General features: G+C 70.3%; 17 protein-coding genes. 11 read left to right on the top strand and 6 right to left on the bottom strand.

From position 1 onward, the window contains the following. Positions 1–57 precede the first annotated feature (57 nt). Positions 58–1,665: a dolichyl-phosphate-mannose--protein mannosyltransferase gene (locus tag AAH991_RS34365; RefSeq protein ID WP_428834060.1), complete on the bottom strand. Its 1,608-nt coding sequence runs from the start codon at positions 1,663–1,665 to the stop codon at positions 58–60. Positions 1,666–1,772: 107 nt separating this feature from the next. Between AAH991_RS34365 and rsmI the strand changes: the two genes are divergently transcribed. Further along, positions 1,773–2,603, top strand: a complete 831-nt coding sequence (gene rsmI, locus AAH991_RS34360; RefSeq protein WP_346230102.1) for a 16S rRNA (cytidine(1402)-2'-O)-methyltransferase — start codon at positions 1,773–1,775, stop codon at positions 2,601–2,603. A gap of 226 nt (positions 2,604–2,829) precedes the next feature. Here the strand turns inward: rsmI and AAH991_RS34355 are convergent, their stop codons facing one another. Next, positions 2,830–4,266, bottom strand: coding sequence for a hypothetical protein (locus tag AAH991_RS34355; RefSeq protein WP_346230101.1), 1,437 nt, complete (start codon positions 4,264–4,266; stop codon positions 2,830–2,832). A 384-nt stretch (positions 4,267–4,650) separates the two neighbouring features. On the opposite strand from AAH991_RS34355, the gene AAH991_RS34350 reads away from it, so the two are divergent. Genes AAH991_RS34350 through rsmA form a run of 4 tightly spaced genes read left to right on the top strand, consistent with a single transcriptional unit; the run spans position 4,651 to position 9,269 of the window. Further along, positions 4,651–5,889, top strand: a complete 1,239-nt coding sequence (locus AAH991_RS34350) for a glycosyltransferase family 2 protein (RefSeq protein WP_346230100.1) — start codon at positions 4,651–4,653, stop codon at positions 5,887–5,889. A 55-nt stretch (positions 5,890–5,944) separates the two neighbouring features. Further along, on the top strand, positions 5,945–7,531 hold the full coding sequence (gene metG, locus AAH991_RS34345) for a methionine--tRNA ligase (protein WP_346230099.1): 1,587 nt from the start codon (positions 5,945–5,947) through the stop codon (positions 7,529–7,531). Between the two features lie 2 nt (positions 7,532–7,533). Beyond that, on the top strand, positions 7,534–8,391 hold the full coding sequence (locus tag AAH991_RS34340) for a TatD family hydrolase (RefSeq protein ID WP_346230098.1): 858 nt from the start codon (positions 7,534–7,536) through the stop codon (positions 8,389–8,391). Between the two features lie 26 nt (positions 8,392–8,417). Beyond that, positions 8,418–9,269: a 16S rRNA (adenine(1518)-N(6)/adenine(1519)-N(6))-dimethyltransferase RsmA gene (gene rsmA, locus AAH991_RS34335; protein WP_346230097.1), complete on the top strand. Its 852-nt coding sequence runs from the start codon at positions 8,418–8,420 to the stop codon at positions 9,267–9,269. A gap of 62 nt (positions 9,270–9,331) precedes the next feature. Here the strand turns inward: rsmA and AAH991_RS34330 are convergent, their stop codons facing one another. Together AAH991_RS34330 and AAH991_RS34325 are read right to left on the bottom strand one after the other, a co-directional pair. Then, positions 9,332–10,024 carry a response regulator gene (locus AAH991_RS34330; RefSeq protein WP_346230096.1) on the bottom strand — a complete coding sequence of 231 codons (693 nt, stop codon included), beginning with the start codon at positions 10,022–10,024 and terminating at the stop codon, positions 9,332–9,334. Between the two features lie 2 nt (positions 10,025–10,026). After that, positions 10,027–12,021: a sensor histidine kinase gene (locus tag AAH991_RS34325; RefSeq protein WP_346230095.1), complete on the bottom strand. Its 1,995-nt coding sequence runs from the start codon at positions 12,019–12,021 to the stop codon at positions 10,027–10,029. Between the two features lie 188 nt (positions 12,022–12,209). Here AAH991_RS34325 and AAH991_RS34320 point away from each other — a divergent pair, with 188 nt between their 5' ends. Continuing rightward, on the top strand, positions 12,210–12,914 hold the full coding sequence (locus tag AAH991_RS34320; protein WP_346230094.1) for a hypothetical protein: 705 nt from the start codon (positions 12,210–12,212) through the stop codon (positions 12,912–12,914). Between the two features lie 73 nt (positions 12,915–12,987). Here the strand turns inward: AAH991_RS34320 and AAH991_RS34315 are convergent, their stop codons facing one another. Next, positions 12,988–13,587, bottom strand: a complete 600-nt coding sequence (locus tag AAH991_RS34315; protein WP_346230093.1) for a TIGR03086 family metal-binding protein — start codon at positions 13,585–13,587, stop codon at positions 12,988–12,990. 97 nt (positions 13,588–13,684) lie between these two features. On the opposite strand from AAH991_RS34315, the gene AAH991_RS34310 reads away from it, so the two are divergent. The 5 genes from AAH991_RS34310 (at position 13,685) to AAH991_RS34290 (ending at position 20,376) form a co-directional block, all read left to right on the top strand. Next, on the top strand, positions 13,685–14,338 hold the full coding sequence (locus AAH991_RS34310) for a TetR/AcrR family transcriptional regulator (RefSeq protein WP_346230092.1): 654 nt from the start codon (positions 13,685–13,687) through the stop codon (positions 14,336–14,338). Positions 14,339–14,443: 105 nt separating this feature from the next. Next, complete coding sequence (locus AAH991_RS34305; RefSeq protein WP_346230091.1) at positions 14,444–15,478, top strand: M36 family metallopeptidase; 1,035 nt, start codon at positions 14,444–14,446, stop codon at positions 15,476–15,478. A gap of 392 nt (positions 15,479–15,870) precedes the next feature. Then, positions 15,871–17,382, top strand: a complete 1,512-nt coding sequence (locus tag AAH991_RS34300) for a trypsin-like serine peptidase (protein WP_346230090.1) — start codon at positions 15,871–15,873, stop codon at positions 17,380–17,382. A 234-nt stretch (positions 17,383–17,616) separates the two neighbouring features. Continuing rightward, positions 17,617–18,555 (top strand): 4-(cytidine 5'-diphospho)-2-C-methyl-D-erythritol kinase, encoded by a 939-nt coding sequence (locus AAH991_RS34295; RefSeq protein WP_346230089.1) that lies wholly within the window; start codon positions 17,617–17,619, stop codon positions 18,553–18,555. A 12-nt stretch (positions 18,556–18,567) separates the two neighbouring features. Continuing rightward, complete coding sequence (locus AAH991_RS34290; protein ID WP_346230088.1) at positions 18,568–20,376, top strand: ABC-F family ATP-binding cassette domain-containing protein; 1,809 nt, start codon at positions 18,568–18,570, stop codon at positions 20,374–20,376. A 76-nt stretch (positions 20,377–20,452) separates the two neighbouring features. Here AAH991_RS34290 and AAH991_RS34285 read toward each other — a convergent pair whose 3' ends face one another. Further along, entirely contained in the window at positions 20,453–22,033 is a 1,581-nt protein-coding gene (locus AAH991_RS34285; RefSeq protein ID WP_346230087.1) for a trypsin-like serine peptidase, read from the bottom strand. Positions 22,034–22,231 lie beyond the last annotated feature (198 nt).

Raw genomic sequence — 22,231 nt, 5'->3', positions numbered from 1 at the left:
ATCACTCGCGACCACCCCCTCTGAGCGCAACGCTATGCGCCCAACGATACGGGGGTCTCAGATCCACCGGTCGAACAGCATCCTCGCGTGCCAGGAGTCGTACGGAATGACCTCGGCGGCGATGACGGGATAGAGCCAGCCGAAGTTGACCAGGGCCAGGAGCACGAACGCGCCGACCACGGCCGAGCCGACCACGCGCCGGTTGGGCCGGGCCGGGTTCTCCTTGCCGAGGATCAGCCCGCAGGCCAGCACGAGTGCCAGGATCATGAACGGCACCATCGGCATCGCGTAGAACATGAACATCGTCCGGTTGTCCGCGATGGCGAAGTAGAACCACGGCAGCCACCCGGCGGCGTAGCCGAGCAGCACCGCGCCGGCACGCCAGTCGCGGGTCGCGACGTACCACGCGATCATGCCGATCAGCGCGGCGACGCCGGCGAACCAGATGATCGGCGTCCCGGTCCCGAGGACCGCCCAGGAGCAGGTGGAGGCGCCGCAGTTCTTCGGCTGCTCGTAGAAGAACGCCACCGGGCGCAGCAGCAACGGCCACTGCCAGGGCTCGGACTGGTACGGGTGGCTCGTCTCCAGGCCGGTGTGGAAGGTGAGCACCTGCTTCTGGTAGTCGAACCACGACCGGAACGAGTCGATGACGAAGTAGATCGGCCCGTTCGCGGTGGCCTGGTCCCAGTTGCGGCCGTACCCCTTGTCGGTGACGAACCATCCCGTGAACGAGACGATGTAGGTGAGGACCGGGACGGCCGCCATCCACGCCGCGGCGAGCGGCAGATCGCGGCGGACGACCGTGCCGTACGGCCGGCCGGTCCCGACCGCCCGCCGGGCGCCCGCGTCCCACAGCAGCGACATGATCGCGAAGGCGGCGATGTAAAGGCCGCCGGTCCACTTGGTGGCCATGGCCGCGCCCAGGCACAGCCCGGCGGCCAGACGCCAGGGGCGCAGGCCCAGCCAGGCCCCGCCGGCCGGTGATCCCGCCTCGTGCCAGTCGGCCAGGCGGCTGCGGAACCAGTCGCGGTCGGCCACCAGGCAGGCGAACCCGGCCAGCACCCAGAACATCAGGAAGATGTCCAGCAGCGCCGTACGGGACAGCACGAAGTGGAGTGCGTCGACGGACAGCAGCAGACCGGCCACGCAGCCGAGCAGCGTCGAGCGGGTCATCCTGCGGGCCGTGCGGGCGAGGATCAGGATGGACAGCGAGCCGACCAGCGCGGCGGCGAAGCGCCACCCGAAGGGGTTCGCGCCGAAGATGAGCTCGCCGAGGCCGATCATCCACTTGCCGACCGGCGGGTGCACCACGTAGGAGGCGCACTCGCCCACCGTGCCGCACTGCTTGAAGATGTTCTCGTTGCCGGCGAGCAGGAGCTGGTCCGCGCCCTCCACGAACTGCCGCTCGACGCCGTACTTGATGGTCGCGAAGGCGTCCTTGGCGTAGTACGTCTCGTCGAAGACGACCGAGTGGGGCGTGCCCAGCCGGTAGAACCGCAGGAAGCCGCCGAAGAGGGCGACCAGGATGGGGCCGAGCCAGCCCCACATGGCATCGCCGGGCATGGGCGGCACCAGCCGGTCGCGCAGGGACACCGTGGGAGCCTCGTCCTGCGCTCCCTCTTCCGGCTGCTCGAACGCCTTGTGGGAATGGTCGGTCACGGTCACGTTCGACAGATTACTGGTGCGTCCCCGTCATGGACACGACTCGCGTGAGGATTGCGGCAACAGGCCTTTCGGCGATGAATGTTTCACACCGGTCATAGGGTGGACGGGTGCTCGTTCTCGCCGCAGCCCCGATCGGCCAGCCCAAAGACGCGTCCCCACGGCTGCGCGATCTGCTCGCCGCCGCCGACGTGATCGCGGCGGAGGACACCCGCAGGCTGCGGCGGCTCGCCGCCGACCTGGAGATCGCCATCGGCGGCCGCGTGGTGTCCTACTACGACGCCAACGAGAGCGCGCGGGCCGCCGAGTTGCTGGAGGCGCTGCGCGAGGGGCGCACGGTGGTCGTGATCACCGACGCCGGGATGCCGGGCGTCTCCGACCCCGGATACCGGCTCACCCGCCTCGCGGTCGAGGCCGGCCTGCCCGTGACGGCGCTGCCCGGTCCGTCGGCGGTGACGACCGCCCTCGTCGTCTCCGGCCTGCCGAGCGACCGGTTCTGCTTCGAGGGGTTCCCGCCGCGCAAGCCGGGGGAGCGGGCCAGGCGCCTGGCGGCGCTGGCGGCGGAGGAGCGCACGATGGTGTTCTTCGAGGCGCCGCACCGCCTGCACGCGACGCTGGAGGCGATGGCGGAGGCCTTCGGGGCCCAGCGGCCCGCCGCGGTCTGCCGGGAGCTCACCAAGACGTACGAGGAGGTGCGGCGCGGGGGCCTCGGCGAGCTGGCCGAATGGGCGGCCGGCGAGGTCAGGGGTGAGATCACGCTGGTGGTGGCGGGACGGACCGCCGAGGAGGCCGCGCCGCGCATCGAGGACCTGGTCGAGGAGGTGGCCAGGCGCGAGGGCACGGGCGTGCCGCGCAAGCAGGCCATCGCCGACGTGGCCAAGTCGGCCGGCGTCCCCAAGCGCGACCTCTACAACGCCGTCCACGCCACCCCGTCGCCGTGATCTTGTAATTTGTCGCACCGATGTGGTCTGACCTGGTCCGATGTCCTCCGTGATCATGCAGTAAATGGCATGCCGCCCCATCTACCTGGGTGAACGCACTTTGTGATCTTGCAGAGAAGTCGCCGGCTCCCTGTTCCTGTCGAGTGCAAGATCATGAAATGGAAAGGCCCAGGTCATGCCGTGAGAGCGGGAAATTCTGCATGATCACGGCGAGTGGTTGCCCAGGTCAGCGGCCATCCCTGCGACTAACTACAAGATCACGCGCGGTGATGGCGGCGGCGAGACAGGCGAGCGGCACCGCGGGCAGCAGATAGCGGTAGTCGAACTCCGCGGTCGCCGCCGGGGCCAGGATCAGGCCCGCCGCCCCCAACCAGGGCAGTAGCGCGGGCCCGCCGAGGTCGCGCCAGCGGCGCACCACGCCGTACAGACCGGCCAGCAGCAGCAGGCCCAGCACGAGGCCCGGCAGCCGTACGACCTTCTGGTATCCGATCATGATGTCCGACCACGGCGAGACCACGTGCGTCGCGGCCGGGCCGTTCTCGTACGCCTCGGCGTCCTTGTCCGTGGTGCTGTGATAGGAGCTCCACTTGGGCAGCTTGCGGGTGTACTCGTTGTCGAACTCGTACTGCAGGAAGGTCTTGGCGTCCGGGAACCGGGGCCGGCCCCACTGGAAGGCGCGGAAGAAGTCCTTCGCCACCGCGGCCAGGTAGTCAGCCGGCTGGGACAGGATCGCCCTCTTCGCGAACGTGCTCGCGTTGGCGTTGATCTCCGGCGTGAACTTCATGCCCGAGCCGAAGACGTGGAGCTGGTTCTGGTCGTCCCACCACAGGTACGCCTGCGCGGACAGCCCGCGGTCCTTGGGCGCGACGTTGATGCACAGCAGCGCCAGCTCCAGCTCGCGGCGCTCGTCGATGTTCATCTTGTGGCAGTCGGCGAACAGCGACGTCCTCATGTAGAGGATGACCCCGTCGCTGTTGGTCATCGCGAACTGGCCGTTCACCGCCTTGAACCAGCCCATGTACGCGAGCACGGGCAGCGCGCACGCGGTGACCATGGCGGCGATCGGCTTCCAGCCCGCCCGTTTGATCACCAGATACGCCACGACCAGGGCGAGGATGGGCAGGCCGATGCTCCGGGTCAGCGCCGTCAGCGCGAGCAGCAGCCCGACCACGGTGCCGCCGCGCCAGGTCAGCCGCTCCCGCCACAGCACGAGCGTCACCACGCCCACCACGAGCAGGATGAACATGGTGTCCGACATGATCAGCTGTTCGAGCTGGATCTGGTAGGCGTCGAACATCACGGGAACGGCGGCCAGCGTCGCCCCCCAGCCTGGCATCCCAAATCTTCTGGTCAGCAGCGCATAGATAAGGAACGCCGTCGCCAGGCCCATGAGGTGCTGGGTCAACACCACCAGCGAGAAACTGTGGAACGGCTTGAGCAGCAGCAGCCAGAAGCTGTACCCGTCCGGGCGGATCGGGTGCGGACGCGGGCGCAGCGCCACCGACACGTAGTCGTAGGAGTCGTTGAACCACATGGCCGGGCCGAAGCCCAGCATCGTGACGATCCGCAGCACGAAGGCGACGCCGAGCGCGACCGCGAAGACCCGGTGCCGGCGCAGTAAGGCGACCGTACGGCTCCAGCCGCCGGCGGGCGAGGCGTTCACGGAGGGAGGATCAGCGATCGCGACCATTCACAGTCGCGCGGAGGGAACGGCCCGCGTCGGCCGGCCGGTCTTTCCGCGCTTCCTCCCCTCGATTGTCGGCGCCTTCCACTGGAAACGGCGAAGGAGAACTCCGCCGTCCCCGCCGAAATCGGCCGCGTGACCTGCGGGCATGCCGTGCGCACCGGCGTGGCCGGCGCCCTGGGAATAGTCCGGGCCGGGCTCGTCCTGCGCGTCGCCGCTCGGCCGGCGGCGCGGGAAGCCCGCCGCTCCAGCGGTGGGTGGAGTCACGGTTACAGAATGCCAGCCGTTTCGCGGACTTGACTCGGACGCTACTGGGAAGCGGGCATCATTGGTGTCCTGCCGTCATATGCGAGGAGTTGCGACGTGGAACTTACCGTTGTCATGCCATGCCTCAATGAGGCCGAGACCGTGGAGATCTGTGTTCGCAAGGCCCTCACCTGCATGCGTGAGAACGGAATCGACGGCGAGGTGGTCATCGCCGACAACGGCAGCACCGACGGCTCGCAACAGCTGGCCCGCGACGCGGGCGCCCGGGTTGTCCACATTGACGAGAAGGGCTACGGCAACGCCCTGATCGGCGGAATCCGCGCCGCGCGCGGCAAGTACGTCATCATGGGCGACGCCGACGACTCCTATGACTTCACGAGCCTGATGCCCTTCGTCGAGCAGCTCCGGGACGGCGCCGAGCTGGTCATGGGCAACCGGTTCCGCGGCGGCATCGCTCCGGGGGCCATGCCTCCGCTGCACCGCTACCTGGGCAACCCGGTCCTGTCGTTCATCGGCCGGCTGTTCTTCCCCAGCGAGATCGGCGACTTCCACTGCGGCCTGCGGGGCTTCCGCCGCGAGTCGATCCTGCGGCTGGGACTGCAGACCGGCGGCATGGAGTTCGCCTCCGAGATGGTCGTGAAGGCCACGCTGCAGGGGCTCGACGTCCGCGAGGTGCCGACCACCCTGTCGCCCGACGGCCGCTCCCGCCCGCCGCACCTGCGCTCCTGGCGGGACGGCTGGCGTCACCTGCGCTTCCTCATGCTGTACAGCCCCCGCTGGCTGTTCTTCATCCCGGGCCTGGTGCTCATGAGCCTCGGCCTCGTCGCCGGGGCCGCGCTGACGTTCGGCCCGGTCTACATCGGCAAGCTCGCCTTCGACGTCGACACGCTGGTCGGCGCGTCCGCGATGGTGATCATCGGATTCCAGGCCGTGCTGTTCGCGCTGTTCACCAAGGTGTACGCGGCCGAGGAGGGCTTCCTCCCCGAGGACCGGCGCATCCGGAGGCTGGTGGACGTCGTCACGCTGGAGAAGGGCCTGCTCGCGGGTGGCGCCCTGGCCGTGGCCGGTCTGGTCGGTTTGGTGGCCTCGCTCGCCCACTGGGGCGGCCGCGGCTTCGGCGAGCTGATCCCGGCCGAGTCGCTGCGCCTCGTCGTCCCCTCGGCGACCGCGTTCGTCATGAGCTTCCAGACGATCTTCGCCTCGCTGTTCATCAGCATCCTCGGCATCCGCCGTACGCGGGAGAACCCGGTCGACATCGCGGCGTCCGCCGCCGAGGAGGCCGCCGAGGCCGTCAGCCGCGAGCCCGAGACCGCCGGACGCGAGTCCGTCGCCTGACACACCACGGTTTCATCCCGGGGAGTCACCTCCCCGGGGCCGATAGGATTCGCACATGGCGGCTACAGGAACGACTGCATCCGGGGAGTCGGCGTTCTACGTGACGACGCCGATCTACTACGTCAACGACGCCCCGCACCTGGGCCACGCCTACACGACCGTCGCGGGCGACGTGCTCACCCGCTGGCACCGCCAGCGGGGCGAGAAGGTGTGGTACCTCACCGGCACGGACGAGCACGGTCAGAAGATCATGCGTACGGCCGAGGCGAACGGCGTGACGCCCCAGGAGTGGTGCGACAAGCTCGTCGAGGACTCCTGGAAGCCGCTCTGGGAGCATCTGCAGATCGCCAACGACGACTTCATCCGCACCACCGAGCCGCGCCACACCGACCGCGTCCAGGAGTTCGTGCAGGACCTGTACGACAAGGGCGAGATCTACAAGGGCGAGTACGAGGGCCCCTACTGCGTGGGGTGCGAGGAGTACAAGTCGCCCGGCGACCTGCTCGAGGGCGACCTGTGCCCGATCCACAAGCGCCCGGTCGAGTGGCTGAAGGAGGAGAACTACTTCTTCAGGCTCTCCGCGTACGGCCCGCGCCTGCTGGAGCACTACGAGCAGAACCCGGACTTCATCCAGCCCGCCTCGGCGCGCAACGAGATCGTGCAGCTGGTGAAGCAGGGCCTGCAGGACCTGTCGATCTCCCGCTCGACGTTCGACTGGGGCGTCCCGATCCCCTGGGACCCCAAGCACGTCATCTACGTGTGGATCGACGCGCTGCTCAACTACGCCACGGCCGTCGGGTACGGCTCGGACCAGGCGAAGTTCGACGCCACCTGGCCGGCGAACGTCCACCTGGTCGGCAAGGACATCCTCCGGTTCCACGCGGCGATCTGGCCGGCCATGCTGATGGCGAACGACCTGCCGCTGCCGCGCAAGGTCTTCGCCAACGGCTGGCTCATGGTCGGCGGCGAGAAGATGAGCAAGTCCAACCTCACCGGCATCTCGCCGCGCGACCTGACGAGCCACTTCGGCGTGGACGCCTACCGCTACTACTTCCTGCGGGCGATTCCGTTCGGCCAGGACGGCTCGTTCTCCTGGGAGGACTTCTCCGCCCGCTACACCTCCGAACTCGCCAACGACTTCGGCAACCTGGCCTCCCGGGTCGCGGCGATGATCGGCAAGTACTTCGACGGTGTGCTGCCGGAGGCCAAGGACGCGGGTCCGGCCGAGCAGGCGGTCGCGGACGGCCTCGCCGCGGCGGCGGCCCAGGCGGACACCCTGATCGGCGACAACCTCGATTTCGCCGGCGGCATCGGCGCCGTCTTCGACTTCGTCAAGCAGGTCAACGGCTACCTGAGCGACCAGGCGCCGTGGAAGGTGGCCAAGGACGACTCGCCGGAGGGTCAGGCGCGCCTCGCGACGATCCTCTACACGGCGGCCGAGTCGCTGCGCGCGATCGCGGTGCTGCTGCACCCGATCATGCCCGCCACCGGCGAGAAGCTGTGGGCCTCCCTCGGTGCGGAGCCGCACCTCGGCGCGCTCGCGGACCAGCGGATCGCCGACGTCGCCACCTGGGGCAAGCTGCCCGCCGGCGCCCAGGTCGTCAAGGGCGAGATCCTCTTCCCACGCCTCGAGAACGCCTGACCATGTCGCGCGAGCGTCCCGTGAAGCCCGAGGCGTTGCCGGGTGAGGTGTTCGACAGCCACTGCCACCTGGACATCATGGTCGGCAACCGGCAGGCGTCCTCGGGCGACCCGGTCGCGCTGGCGGCCCAGGCCGCCGGGGCGAGCGTCGAGTCGATCCTCGCCGAGGCGAAGTCGGTCGGCGTGACGCGCCTGGTGACGGTCGGTTACGACCTGCCGTCCTCGCGGTGGAACGCCGCGGTGGCCGGGGAGCACCGGGACGTCTACGCGGCGGTGGCCATCCACCCGAACGAGGCGCACGCCGCGACACCCGAGGTGCTCGCCGAGATCGAGGACCTCGCGCGGCTGCCGCACGTGCGGGCGGTGGGGGAGACCGGTCTCGACTACTTCCGCGACTGGGCGTCGAAGGACGACCAGCACGCGAGCTTCCGCGCGCACATCGAGATCGCCAAGCGGACCGGCAGGGCGCTGGTCATCCACGACCGTGACGCGCACGACGACGTGCTCGCCGTGCTCGCCGACCAGGGCGCCCCCGACGTGGTGGTCTTCCACAGCTTCTCCGGCGACGCCGAGATGGCCAAGCGGTGCGTGGACGCCGGTTACTTCATGTCGTTCTCCGGCCCGGTGACGTACAAGAACGCCGGATATCTGCGGGAGGCGGCGGTGGTGGCCCCGCCCGAGCTGATGCTGGTCGAGACCGACGCGCCCTACCTGCCGCCGACGCCGCACCGGGGCAAGCCCAACGCGCCCTACCTGATCCCCCTCACGCTGCGCTGCCTCGCGGACGTCAAGGGCATGGACGTCGCCGACCTCGCCGCCCGGATCACGGCCAACGGCGAGACCGTCTTCGGCGCCTGGTAGTCGCGCCGATGCCCCACACTGGAGGCATGAGTCTGCTCGGGCCGGTCGAAGTGCGTGTGCTGGCGGAGAAGCTGAACCTCCGGCCGACGAAGAAGCTGGGGCAGAACTTCGTGATCGACGGCGGCACCGTCCGCCGGATCGTCCGGCTCGCCGAGGTCACCCCGGAAGACGTGGCGATCGAGGTCGGGCCGGGGCTCGGCTCGCTCACCCTCGCCCTGCTCCCGGAGGTCGCCGAGGTCGTCGCCGTGGAGATCGACCCGGTGCTGGCGGAGCAGTTGCCGCTGACCGTCGCGCAACGGGCCCCCGATGTGGCCGGCCGGTTGAAGGTGGTGCACGCCGACGCGCTCAAGGTCGGGCCCGCCGACCTCGGGGCCGAGCCGACCGCGCTCGTGGCCAACCTGCCGTACAACGTGTCCGTGCCGGTCGTGCTGCACCTGCTCGAGGTGCTGCCGTCGCTGCGGCGCGGGCTGGTGATGGTGCAGTCGGAGGTCGCCGACCGGCTCGCCGCGTCGCCGGGATCGCGCATCTACGGGGTTCCCTCGGTGAAGGCGGCCTGGTACGCCGACGTGCGCCGGGCCGGGCCGGTCGGGCGCAACGTCTTCTGGCCCGCGCCGAACGTCGACTCCGGACTCGTCTCGCTCGTACGACGGGAGCCGCCGGCGACGACGGCGACCCGCCAGGAGGTCTTCGCCGCCGTCGACGCGGCCTTCGCGCAGCGCCGCAAGACGCTGCGCGCCGCGCTCGCCTCCTGGGCCGGCACGCCGGCCGCCGCCGAGAAGGCGCTGGTCGGAGCGGGGATCGACCCATCGGCGCGCGGGGAGCAGCTGCGAATCGAGGACTTCGCCCGCATCGCCGAGCAGCGGGCCGTGATCGCCTAGACCGTACGGATCTCCCCGGCCGTGGGACCGGAGCGTGCGGATCCCCAGGGGGTGCGGATTTCCTAGACCGCGCGGTGGGGGTCGTGCGCGCCCGTGCCCCGCGCGGCCTGTCCGAGTCCGTGGGCCCGAGCCCGGGCGACGGCCTCACCCCGGTCGGCGGCGTGCAGCTTGCCGAGGATGGTCGAAACGCTGTTGCGCACGGTCTTCGGGCTGATCGAGAGCCTGCGGGCGATGGCCTGGTTGCCGAGCCCGGTCGCCACGAGGTCGAGGATCTCCAGCTCACGCGAGGTCAGCTCGGGGAACGGCCGCGGGGAGGCGCCGCGCGGGCCCTCCGCGAACGACCGCAGCACCCGCTGGGCGATCTCCGGGCCGAAGACCGCCTCGCCCGCCGCGACCGCCAGTACGGCACGCACCACGTCGGCCCGGTCGGAGCCCTTGAGCAGATATCCGGAGGCGCCGGCCCGGATGGCGGCGTAGACGGAGTCGTCGTCGGCGTGCATGGTCAGCACGAGCACGGCCGGCCCGTCGTCGCGCGCGGTGATCCGGCGGGTGGCCTCGACGCCGCTCATGCCGGGCATCGTCAGGTCCATCAGCACCACGTCGGGCCGTGACCGCGCGACCGCAGTAAGCGCCGCGAGCCCGTCGCCGGCGCAGTCCACGACCTCGATCTCGGGCAGTCCGGTGAGGGCCGTCCGCAGGCCGTCGAGGAAGATCGGATGGTCGTCGACGAGCAGGACCCGTACCGGCGTGGTCATGGTCAGATCCTCCCAGAGCCGTGCAGGGGGAGCAGAGCGGTCACGCGTGTCCCTCCGCCGGGGCCGGGCCCGATCGTGAGCGTGCCCCCGAGCTCGTCGGCGCGTTCGCGCATGGAGGCCAGGCCGACGCCGTCCCGGTGCGGCGACGCGACCCCGATCCCGTCGTCCGCCACCTCGACCCGCAGCCACGGGTCCTCCGGCATGAGGGTGACGGTGCAGCTCGCGGCCCCGGCGTGCCGTACGACGTTGGTCATCGCCTCGGTCACGATCCGGTAGGCCGCGACCTCCACGGCCGCGCTGGGCACGGCCAGGTCGCCGGGACAGCGCACCTCTACGCGCAGACCCGCCGCACGCAGCGCCGCGGCGTGTTCCCGCACGACGCCCGCGAGACCCAGATCGTCGAGGGCGGGCGGGCGCAGCCCGTGCACGACCTGCCGTACGTCGGTCACGGACCGGCTGATCAACGCTTTGATCTTCGCGACCAGGTGGGCCGTGTCGGCGTCCCCCACCCGGTCGGCGAGCACGTCGATCTGCAGGCTGGCCGCGGCCAGCAGCGGTCCCAGGCCGTCGTGCAGATCTCTGCGGACGCGCAGCCGTTCCTCCTCGCGTGCCCGGACGATGCGTTCCCGCGACTCGCGCAGGTCCTCCGACAGGCGCGCCGCCCGGATCGCGACGGCGATCTGGCCGGCGAGGTCGGCGAGCAGCTCCTGCTCCCGGGCGTCGAACCTGCTCTGCCCGGAGCGGCGGCCGACCAGCAGCGTTCCCTCCTGACGGCCGTGGGCGACCAGGGGAAACGCGAGCATGCCGGGCGGGGCGGGGACGTCACGGCCTGTCACGACCCGCGCCTGCGGCAGGCGCAGCATGGTGGTGAGCGTCTCGGTGACCGTGCGCAGCAGCTCCTCCAGCACGTCGATCCGGGACAGCCGTTCCGCCAGCCCGGTCAGCACCTCGTACGGATGACCGCGATCGCCGAACAGCAGCCGGTCGACCCCGCGCAGCAGCCGCTCCTTCACCGGACTCAGCGAGACCGCGACGACTGCCGTCGCGAGCAGCGCGGAGCCGCGGCTCGGATCGGGGGCGAGGATCGTGGACGTCACGGCGAGGCAGGCCAGGTAGGTCACGACCACGATCGCGGTGAGCGCCGCGTAGACGATGGCGCGGTCCAGCACGGCCGCGATGTCGAACAGATCGGTGCGCAGGATCGCGACCCCGGTCGCGACGGGCATCGCGGCCACCGTGAGGCTCTCCAGGATCGCGCCGAACCAGTCCGGCGTCCACGCGTCCGTCAGCGGCTGCGCCACGATGCCGGCGATGACCACGACGGCGGCCAGCGCCAGCCACGCCAGGCGTTCGCGGCCCGCGCCGTCGGCCCGGCTCCAGCGCACGATGATCGACGCCGTCGCGGTCAGGGTCAGCCCGAGCAGGACGACGAGCATGCCGGTCGTGACCGCGGGCGCGACCGGCCCCAGCCGCGGTACGCCGAGGGGGTTGACTGCGGGGTCGTCCTCGCTGATCCGTCCCGGGGTGACGGCGATCGAGGCGATGAGGACCACCAGGGCGGCCGTCGTGGCGTGCAGCGCCCACCGCCACCGGGGCGTCGGCGGGCGCCCGTCGGGATAGAGCAGCAGGGGATAGGTCGTGGCGGTCACCCAGGCCACGGCGAACAGCGCGTTCTGCACCAGCACCAGCAGCGGGCCCAGCACGGAGGCCGGGTCCGTCGCGACGGCGTGCTGGGCCAGCCCGTCCACGACGGCCGCGCCGAACTGCAGCACTCCCACGGCCAGGAAGAACCAGCCGACGGGATTGCCCGGACGGTGCCAGGCGATGAGCGCGCCGACCAGCGGGAAGGCGAGGAACCCGGCGAACCACACGATGTCGGAGGCGGCCGGAGCGGTCACCCCGGTGACGAACGCCGCGCCCCACGCCGTCGCGGCGAACAGGACGGCCGACGCGCCGAGCAGGCCTCCGGCGGCCGGGCGCGACAGACGGGTCACCACGTTCTTCTCCCAGCGTTCGCGACCGGGAAACCATAACGCCGCGCGTGTCCTGCCGTCCCGGGACGTCCGTCCCGTCCCCGCACGGGCGCGACCACGGGATCGGGGAGGACGTCCGCCGGTGGCCGCCGGGGCGGCGGGCGGCCGAAGGTCGGGTGCGTCAGTGGGAGTCCACGTGATCTGGAGGAGAGATGTCCACCGTCAACGCAGGAACGGCCGAGGACGCGCCCGCCGTCGTACGGCCCGCGCTCGGCACCGCGGCGATCGCCGCGCTCGCCCTCTTCGTGGTGATGTTCGGCACCTGGGCGCCCGAGTCCCCGCAGGCCGGCAAGGCGGACGCGGCGGCCGTACGCGCGTGGGCGGCCGAGTCGACGACGACCCTGCGGGTCAACGCCTTCGCGGGGGTGCTGGCCGTCGTCGCGCTGATCGTGCTGACGGCCGCGCTGGCCCGGCTGGCCCGCGCGTCCGTCCCCGGTTCGCCGCTGGCCGGAGTGGTCCTGGTCAGCGGCGGCCTGCTCGCTGCCGTCAACGCCGTCGTCACGGGAATCACGCTGCTCTGGGTGCTGCCGGACTTGCCCGCGACCGGCGATGCCACGGTGCTGACGTGGCACTCCTTGTCCTGGTTCGGCCAGATGCTCGGAGAGGTCGCCGTGGTCGTCCAGTCGCTGCTGATGGGGGCGTTCTCGGTCGCGGCGCTGCGGGGCGGGATCGTCATGCGCTGGCTGTGCTGGCTCGGCGTCGTGCTCGCCGTGACGGGCCTGGTCAGCGTCGTCGGCGTGGTCGTGCCGTCGGCGGTGTTCGACACGGCGTGGCTCGCCGGTCTCTACGGGTGGATGCTCTGGCCGCTGCTCGCCGCGATCGTCTTCGGGCTGCGCTGGGCTCGCCTGCGGCGATGAGGTCCGCCCCCGGGCCCGTTCCCGGGCCCGGGGCGTGTGCCGCCGCCGAAAAGCGCGGATCAGAAAGCGCGGATCAGGACGCGCGGACCGGCCGGCGGCCGAGATAGGCGAGAAGCATGACCACGTCATCGGCGTCGTCGCCCGCATCGAGGGCCGCGGCGTACGCGCCGTAGGCGCGCAGCGGCTCGACGATCCGGGTGGCGACCTCCATCAGCGGCCGGGCCATCGCGGGCGTGAGCGGCGAGGGCTGCCCGGTGGCCGTCGCGATGTCCCAGGCGTGGACGGCGGCGTCGAGCGCGCACGCGCCGGCCGCGAGCCAGGCGGGCATGGGGCCCTGCGGCAGCGGCACCGGCACCTGCTCGGCCCGGTCGTCGACGGTCGCCCAGGCGCCGGCCGAGGCGTCCAGCGCCGCGGCGAGGTACGCCACGGGGTCGCCGTCGACGTGGCCGGAGGGGGAGAACGGGTCCTCGGACGGCCACGGCCCACCTGTGATCGCCGCGGCGTACGCGATCTGGTCGCCGGCCGCGTGCTGCAGCACCTGGGTGACCGACCACTTCTCGCAGGGCGTCGGGGCGTCCCAGCCCCCGGGGGTGACGCCGGTGATCGCCCCGCGCAGCGCGTCGTGGGACTCGGCCAGCAGGGTCCGCCAGCTCGCCGTCATGGTCTCGCTCATCAGGTGCCCTTTCGTCAAATCCGGAGTGGAATGTTCCGTTCCGTTACTGACCACTCTATCAGAACGGAATGTTCTGTTCCACTGCTACCGTGTGGGCATGCCACAGCGGACAGACGACAACGGCGCCGCCGGCCTCGCCGGGCGGCGGGGGCGGGCGGCGCGTAATGACGCGGCCATCCTCGACGCCGCCAGAGAGGTCTTCCTCGCCGACCCCAAGGCCCCGGTCGCCGCCGTGGCCGAGCGGGCCGGGGTGGGAATGAGCGCGCTCTACCGGAGATATCCCGGCAAGGAGGACCTGCTGCGGAAGCTGTGCCACGACGGGCTGCGCCACTGGATCGAGGAGGCGGAGGCCGCCGAGACCGAGCCGGACGCCTGGACGGCCCTCACCGGTTTCCTCACCCGGATCGTCGACGCCGACGTGCACTCCCTCACCGTCCACCTCGCCGGGACCTTCACGCCGACCGAGGAGATGCGGCGCGACGCGCAGCGGGCCGGCGTGCTGATGGACCGGCTGGTGGAGCGGGCCCACGCGGCCGGACGGCTGCGCCGCGACGTGGTCGCCGAGGACATGGGGCTGGTGCTCGAGAGCTGCGCCGCCGTCCGTGTGCCCGACCCCGGCCGGACCGGGGAGCTGCGGCGGCGCTGCCTGGCGATGCTGCTCGCCGGCCTGGCCGCAGACGGCGCGGGTCCGTTGCCCGGGCCGCCGCCCGCGCCGGGCGAGCTGGAGTGGCGGTGGCGCCGATCCGGTTAGATCACCTGTCCGGATTCGATCATTACGGACAGGCGTCAACTCTTGTGGAGAAGGTGGGGACGGGGCAACGATTCCTCGTACCCATCGCCTGATCCGGGAGAATCCATGCCCCCCACGTCCTTCATGCGCTCTGCCGCCCTGGCCGGTGCCCTCGCCGTCGCGGTGGCGGGCGTGGCCGCCACGCCCGCCACCGCGACGGCGGCCGCCGACACCGCTACGGCGACCGTCTTCGCTCCGAACCCCGTGCAGCAACTCGGCCTGCAGGACCTGGCCGACGCCAAGGACGCCGACCTGCCCGCGTTCGGCCCGGCGTACACGAAGGTCACGCTGACCGACCTGGACGGCTCCGGCACGCTCACCGGCAGGTACGTCCGGGTGAAGAGCTCGACCGGCGCGGCCGCGAAGGCCGCCGGCGGCGCCTTCCCGGCGTACCACCGTGATGTGGACCAGTTCGAGCAGGTCATGGGCTACCACTGGGTGACGACCGCGCAGCACTACATCCAGTCGCTCGGCTTCGGCGGCACGCTGCGGCCGGTGAACCAGCGGCAGATCGAGTTGCGCATCAACCAGTACGGCAGCGACAACTCCTTCTTCCGTGAGGACAAGGCCAACATCACCCTCGGCAAGGGGGGCGTCGACGACGGCGAGGACGCCGAGGTGATCGTCCACGAGTACGGCCACAGCGTCCAGGACGGCCAGGTGCCCGGCTTCGGCACCACGCTGGAGGCCGGCGCGATCGGCGAGGCGTTCGGCGACTACCTGGCCGTGGTCGTGAGCAGCTGGGCGACCGGGGTCCCGGCCGGGACCGACGAGGCGTGCGTGGCCGACTGGGACTCGGTGAGCTACTCGCGCGCGCCGCACTGCCTGCGCCGTCTCGACGGCACCAAGCACTACCCCGAGGACGTCCGGGGCGAGGTCCACGCGGACGGCGAGATCTGGTCCCGCGCCCTGTGGGACATCCGCCGGGCGCTCGGCGACCGGAAGGCGAGCACGCTGATCATCGAGGCGCAGTTCGACTTCGTGCCCGGCACCACGTTCAAGGCGGCGGCCGAGGCGACCGTCGCCGCCGCCCGCCGTCTGTGCGGCACGAGCGCCGCGAGCGCCGTGACCGCGGCGTTCGCCGACCGCGGCATCCTGTGAGCGCCGCGCCCCGCCCGGCCGGTGCGCCGGGCGGGGGCGCACCCCGGGCGCGCCCCGTGGCGCGGGTGAATCCGCTCTGACGGAGCGAGTTTGACGTGATCAACTAGCCATCTCGTTCCATCAGATTAATGTGATTTGGGTCACATTGGCGGCTTGCGTGGATCAGTGACGCTCGGTGACGGCGTCGCGACGGCGGCCTCTGTGATCAGCGGAAACGCGACGGCGCGCTGAGCGATTCCGGCGGCGGCGAAGGCTTGGATCTTGACCGGCTGATCAGACTCAAACCACTAGACGGGGTCACAACTGGCAAAACCTCGGATAGCTTCTTACCCGTCCTTTACTGACGGATGGGGCGCAAGCGGCGCCCGACGATCAGACCAGGGAGTAGTAAGTTGAAGCGCACCCTCACCCTCGGCGGCATCGCGGTCGGCATGCTGGCCGCCGCCGCTGTCGCCACCCCGGCCCAGGCCGACACCGACATCGCTCCGCCGGTCAACCTGGCCAACACGAACTTCGCCGCCAAGCAGGTCGCCGCGTTCTGGTACGGCCAGAGCAAGGCCAACCTCGTCAACGCGACGCCGTACAACGTCGAGACCACGCTGCCCACCAAGCACGTGTCGACCGGCGGTGCCTCCGCTGACAGCAAGGCCGGCGTCGTCGGCTCCAGCGGTGACAAGAAGGCGTCCACCGGCACGTCGAAGAACGTCAACCTGCCGAAGACCACCGGCAAGGTGTTCTTCATCGGCGCCGACAAGAAGCCGCACTGGTGCTCCGCGACCGCGGTGCAGAGCCAGTACAAGAACCTGGTCGCGACCGCCGGTCACTGCGTCTACGACACGGTGAGCAACAAGGACACCCTCGACAAGTGGGTGTTCATCCCGGGTTACTACCAGGGCAAGACCCCGTGGGGCATCTACGTCGGTAAGACCGCGTACACCCACTACGACTTCGACGTCTACGAGGACGGCGACCGCGACTACGCGTTCGTGACGGTCTACAACGGCGTCCAGGTCACCGACGTCAAGACCGACAAGGTCAAGAACTGGGTCGACAACCGCAACTTCGAGACCAAGGCCGAGGCCGAGAAGGCGCGTAAGGAGCTGGAGCTCAAGAGCACCGGCTTCGCGGGCAAGATCGTCAGCCGGATCGACTGGGCCCACAAGGTGCCGCTGCGCACCCGGGACTCGAAGAAGGTCGAGGCCAGCGTCGCTCAGATCGCGGTCGACCCGAAGACCATCGACTCGGCCAAGAAGACCCTGGCGGAGCAGGCTGAGAAGTACGGCACCTCCACCTACCAGGACAAGACGTGGGGCGTCGTCGTCAGCCGGGTCTCCAAGCGGGAGTTCGGCGACGGCGGCTGGTCGTCCGACGGCAAGGCCTACTACTTCGCCAAGGACAACGCCTGGTACAAGGCCACCTTCTGGGGCAACTTCGACGTCGACTACCGCCTCAAGGGCAAGCTGGTCGACATCGCCCTCAAGGACGTCGGCACCCTCGGCGCCAACGTCGGTGGTCAGGGCCTGGCCTACAACCAGAAGATCGGCACGAACGTCTTCGTGTTCGGTTACCCGAGCGGGTCGCACCCGGACGGCAGCTACGCCTTCACCGGCAAGACCCTCAAGTGGAGCTACGGCAAGACCTTCAAGGCCGCTGCTCCGGCCATGAAGGCCGAGGAGCTCGTCGGCATCAAGTCCTCCTTCACCGGCCAGGGCTCGATCGGTTCCTCGTGGCTCTACCGCTACAGCAGCACCAAGCGTCTCGGTTACCTGAACGGTGTGACCATCGCGGTCTCCGACACCGACGGCAACAAGCGCATCGACACCAGCGTCTCCCCGTACTTCGACGGTGAGACCCTGGCGGTCTACAAGTACGCCGCGAAGTTCGCTTCCGGCAAGATCGTCTGAGGTTCTCCCGCGGCCATCGGGTGAACTGAGGGAAGGGCTCGGCGTCAAGCCGGGCCCTTTCCGCATGTACGGGCCCGGGTGATCCACCGGTGACCAGCGGAAATCCGCGAGATGTCCCCGTGGGCGGGTGCCGCTAAGCTCGGGTCCCATGGTCAGGCACAGACGACGTGGCCTCGCCCGTCGCCCAGAACCAAGACGACACGCACCGGGACGACGCGAGCGGGGGAGCGGGCGATGAGCGCGATCACGGTGCGCGTGCCGGCGAAGGTCAACCTCCAGCTCGCGGTCGGCCCGCTGCGCGAGGACGGCTACCACGACCTGGTGAACGTCTTCCACGCGGTCTCGCTGTTCGACGAGGTCACCGCCGCCGAGCCGGCGGACGGGGACGCCACCGCCGCTCCGCTCACGGTCAGGGTCGAGGGGGACCACACCGGCGGGGTTCCGGTGAGCGACGACAACCTCGCCGTCCGGGCCGCCATGGCGCTGGCCGGCCGGGCGGGCCGTACGTACCGGGCCGATCTGCTGATCCGCAAGTCGATCCCCGTGGCGGGCGGCATGGCCGGGGGGAGCGCCGACGCCGCCGCGGCCCTGGTCGCCTGCAACGAGCTGTGGGGTCTCGGGCTGCCGGTCGAGGACCTGATGGAGATCGCCGCAGACATCGGCAGCGACGTGCCGTTCGCGCTGCTCGGCGGCACCGCCGTGGGCACCGGACGCGGCGAGCGGCTCGCGCCGCTGGAGACCGCGGGGGTCTTCCACTGGGTCTTCGCGCTCGCCGACGGCGGCCTGTCGACCCCGAGGGTGTACGGCGAGTGCGACCGGCTGCGCGAGGAGGCGGGTGAGGCCGCGCCGCGTCCCGTGGTGAGCGAGGCGCTGCTCGACGCCCTGCGCCGGGGCGACGCCAAGGCGCTGGGGCAGGCGCTGGCCAACGACCTCCAGCCCGCGGCGCTGGCGCTGCGTCCCTCGCTCGCGGACACGCTCGCCGCCGGGCGTGAGCACGGAGCGCTCGGCGCGCTCGTGTCCGGGTCCGGCCCCACCTGCGCGTTCCTGGCCGAGTCGGCCGAGCACGCGCACGAGCTGGCCGGTCTGATCACGGACGTCGACGGCTGCCGGGCCGTCGTCACCGCCCATGGTCCCGTCCCCGGCGCGACCATCGCCGGTGCGGGGGCCGGATAAGCTTTACAGGCCATGAATCTGGTCAATCTGGAGTCTGTCTCCCACGCCTTCGGGCCCAAGCCGCTGCTCGCCGACGTCTCGCTCGGGCTCGAGCAGGGCGACCGGATCGGCGTCGTCGGCCGCAACGGCGGTGGCAAGACCACGCTCATCTCGATCATCGCGGGGACGCTGAAGCCCGACAGCGGCCGCGTGACGCACACCCGCGGCCTGCGCGTCGGCACGCTCTCACAGCGTGACCAGTTCGACCCGGACACCGCCGTGAAGGACATCGTGCTGGGCGGACGGGCCGAGCACGAGTGGGCCGGCGACCCCGCGATCAGAGAGATCCTCGCCAACCTGCTCGGCGACATCGACCTCGCGGCTCCCGCGGGCGCGCTGTCCGGCGGTGAGCGCCGCCGTACGGCACTGGCGCGGCTGCTGGTCGAGGAGCACGACCTGCTGATCCTCGACGAGCCCACCAACCACCTCGACATCGAGGCCATCGCCTGGCTCGCCGGGCATCTCGTCCAGCGCAAGTCCGCGCTGCTGGTGGTCACGCACGACCGGTGGTTCCTCGACGCGGTCTCCACCCGCACGTGGGAGGTCGTCGACGGCTCGGTCGAGCGCTACGAGGGCGGCTACGCGGCGTACGTGCTGGCCAAGGCCGAGCGGGCGCGGATCGCGCAGGCCGCGGAGGACCGCCGGCAGAACCTCATGCGCAAGGAGATCGCCTGGCTGCGGCGCGGACCGCCGGCCCGGACCTCCAAGCCCAAGTTCCGGATCAACGCCGCCGAGGCGCTCATCGCCAACGAGCCGCCGGTGCGGGAGACGGTCGAGCTGCTCAACTTCGCCTCGGCGCGGCTCGGCAAGACCGTCGTGGACCTGGAGGACGTGACGCTCCACGCCGGCGGGCCGGGATCGGGTCCGCTGGTGCTCGACCGGTGCACCTACCAGCTCGGGCCGGGGGACCGGATCGGGCTGATCGGGGTCAACGGCTCGGGCAAGTCGTCGGTGCTGCGCCTGCTGTCCGGCACGGTCGAACACGACTCCGGCCGCGTCGTACGCGGCAAGACCGTACGGCTCGCGCATCTGTCGCAGGAGCTCGCCGAGCTGGACCCCACACGGCGGGTGCTGGAGACGGTCGAGGAGATCCGCAAGTACGTCCAGGTGGGCAAGAAGGAGTGGTCGGCCTCCCAGCTGCTGGAACGTCTCGGCTTCCGGGGCGAGGCGCAGTGGAAGGTCGTCGGCGACCTGTCCGGCGGCGAGCGCCGGCGGCTGCAGCTCCTGCGGCTGATCATGGATGAGCCGAACGTGCTGCTGCTCGACGAGCCGACCAACGACCTCGACATCGAGACGCTCACCGAGCTGGAGGACCTGCTCGACGCGTGGCCGGGCACGCTCGTGGTGGTCAGCCACGACCGGTACTTCCTGGAGAGGGTGGCCGACCGCTGCGTCGCGCTCCTCGGGGACGGCACGATGTCGATGCTGCCGGGCGGGGTGGACGAATACCTGGAGCGCCGGGCGGCGGGCCAGGCCCTGTCGGCCCGCGCGGCCTCCGGCGCGGCCGGCCCTGCCGAGCAGGTGCGGCCGGACAGTCAGCCGGTGCAGGACGCCGGGCTGTCCGCCAAGGAGCTGCGCGAGCTGCAGAAGGAGCTCAACCGCCTGGAGCGGCAGATCGACAAGTTCGGCGAGCGCGAGGCGAAGCTGCACGCCCAGATGGCGGAGGCGGCGAGCGACTTCGAGCGCCTGGGCACGCTCGACGCCGAGCTGCGCGACATCGCCGCGCAGAAGGAGGCGGCCGAGCTGGAGTGGATGACGCTCGCCGAACGGCTCGACCAGTAGGCGGGCAGTTCGGCGAGTAGGCGGATAAAAGGAAAGGGCCCGGCAGGCTGCCGGGCCCTTCGCATGTGATCGGCGACTAGACGATCTTGCCGGACGCGGTGGCCGCGGCGACCTTGTAGACGCCCAGGGTCTCGCCGTCGAAGTAGGGCGAGATGCTGGTGTCGTACCGGTCGTTGCCGTCGGTGTCCGAGACGCCGATGGTGACGCCGTTCAGGTAGCCGAACCGCTTGCTGTTGTCGTACTTGAACAGCCAGCCGGAGCCGAGGGCGCCCTCACCGGTGAAGGACGACTTGATGCCCTGCAGGGCCTCGCCCTTGATGGACGGCGCCACGGCCGGGAAGGTCTTGCCGTAGCTGTACTTGAGGGTCTTGCCGGTGAAGGCGTAGTTGCCGTCCGGGTGCGACCCGCTCGGGTAGCCGAACACGTAGGTCGGCTGGCCGACCTTCTGGTTGTAGGCGAGGCCCTGGCCGGGGACGTTGTCGCCGAGGCGGCCGACGTCCTTCAGCGTGATGTCCACGATCTTGCCGACGAGCTTGTAGTCCAGGTCGTACTTGGCCCAGAAGTTGACCTTGTAGTAGCCGTGGTCGTAGATGAAGTAGACGCTCTTGCCGTCCTCCGAGACCCGGAACACGACGTCGTTGATTTTCACCTCGTCCTTGGCCGAGTTGTACTCGGTCAGCGAGACGCGGGTGATCTTGACCCCGGTGCCGGGCGCGGTCTTGAAGTCCGTCGTCTGACCGCGGCCCTTGTTCAGGATCTCCACGGCGTCCTTGGTCGCGGGGGCCTTGTTGTCGGCGGTGAGAGCCGGCGCCTGGAGGTTCTGCCAGTACGCCCAGCTGCAGACGTCGATCCACGTCTGCTGGTATTCCTTGTTCTTCTTGTCCCTGACGACCGTCTCGGGCTTCGACACGAACGGCACGATCTTGCCGGCCCAGCCGGTCTGCTTGATCTCGACGTCCTTCTGCGCCTTCTCGGCCTCGGCCAGGGTCTTGAAGACGCGCTTGTCGACCCAGTTCTTGACGCTGTCGGTCTTCACGTCGGTGACCTGGACACCGTTGTAGACGGCGACGAACGCGTAGTCGAAGTCGCCGTCGCCGTAGACCTCGTAGTCGAAGTGGGTGAATGCCGTCTTGCCGACGTAGAGGCCCCACGGGGTCTTGCCCTGGTAGTAGCCGGGGACGAAGACCCACTTGTTCATCGTGGCCTTCTCTTTCGCCGTGCTGAAGACACAGTGCCCGGCGGTCGCCACGAGGTTCTTGTGCCCGCTCTGGATGGCCGTGGCGGAGCACCAGTGCGGCTTGTTGTCGGCGCCGACGAAGAACACCTTGCCGGAGGACCGGGGCAGGTTGACGTTCTTCGAGGTGCCGGTGGCCTTCTGGTCACCGCTGGACCCGACGACACCCGCCTTGACGGAGGCGGGCTCCTTCGGCAGGTGGGCGACGACCTTGGAGGAGACCTTGGTCTCGACGTTGTACGGCGTGGCGTTGATCAGGTTGGCCATCTTCTGGCCGTACCAGAACGCTGCCACCTGCTTGGCGGCGAAGTTGGTCTCGGCCAGAGGCTTGACCGGAACCTTCTCCGCCTGTGCAGGGGAGGCGACGAGTGCGGAAGCCAGCAGGCCGGCCGCCACGCCGCCGATAGCGAGGGTGCGCTTCACTTGTTCTCCCAGGTCTGGCGTGGGGCGTGACATTTGCCCCATGCGTCAGTAAAGGATGGAAATAAAGTTATCGGAGAAGATCAGTGGGACGTAAGGGCTGTTACTGGAGCGATGCGCGACAGCCGTCCCGGGATATAAGAAAAGGGCCCGGCTCAAGGCCGGGCCCTTTCCTATGGTCCAGTCAGAGCGTCAGAGCGG

This window comes from Microbispora sp. ZYX-F-249 (genome assembly GCF_039649665.1).
GTDB lineage: Bacteria > Actinomycetota > Actinomycetes > Streptosporangiales > Streptosporangiaceae > Microbispora > Microbispora maris.
Note: the sequence above shows the minus strand (reverse complement) of the source record. Positions and strands in the feature narration are given on the sequence as shown.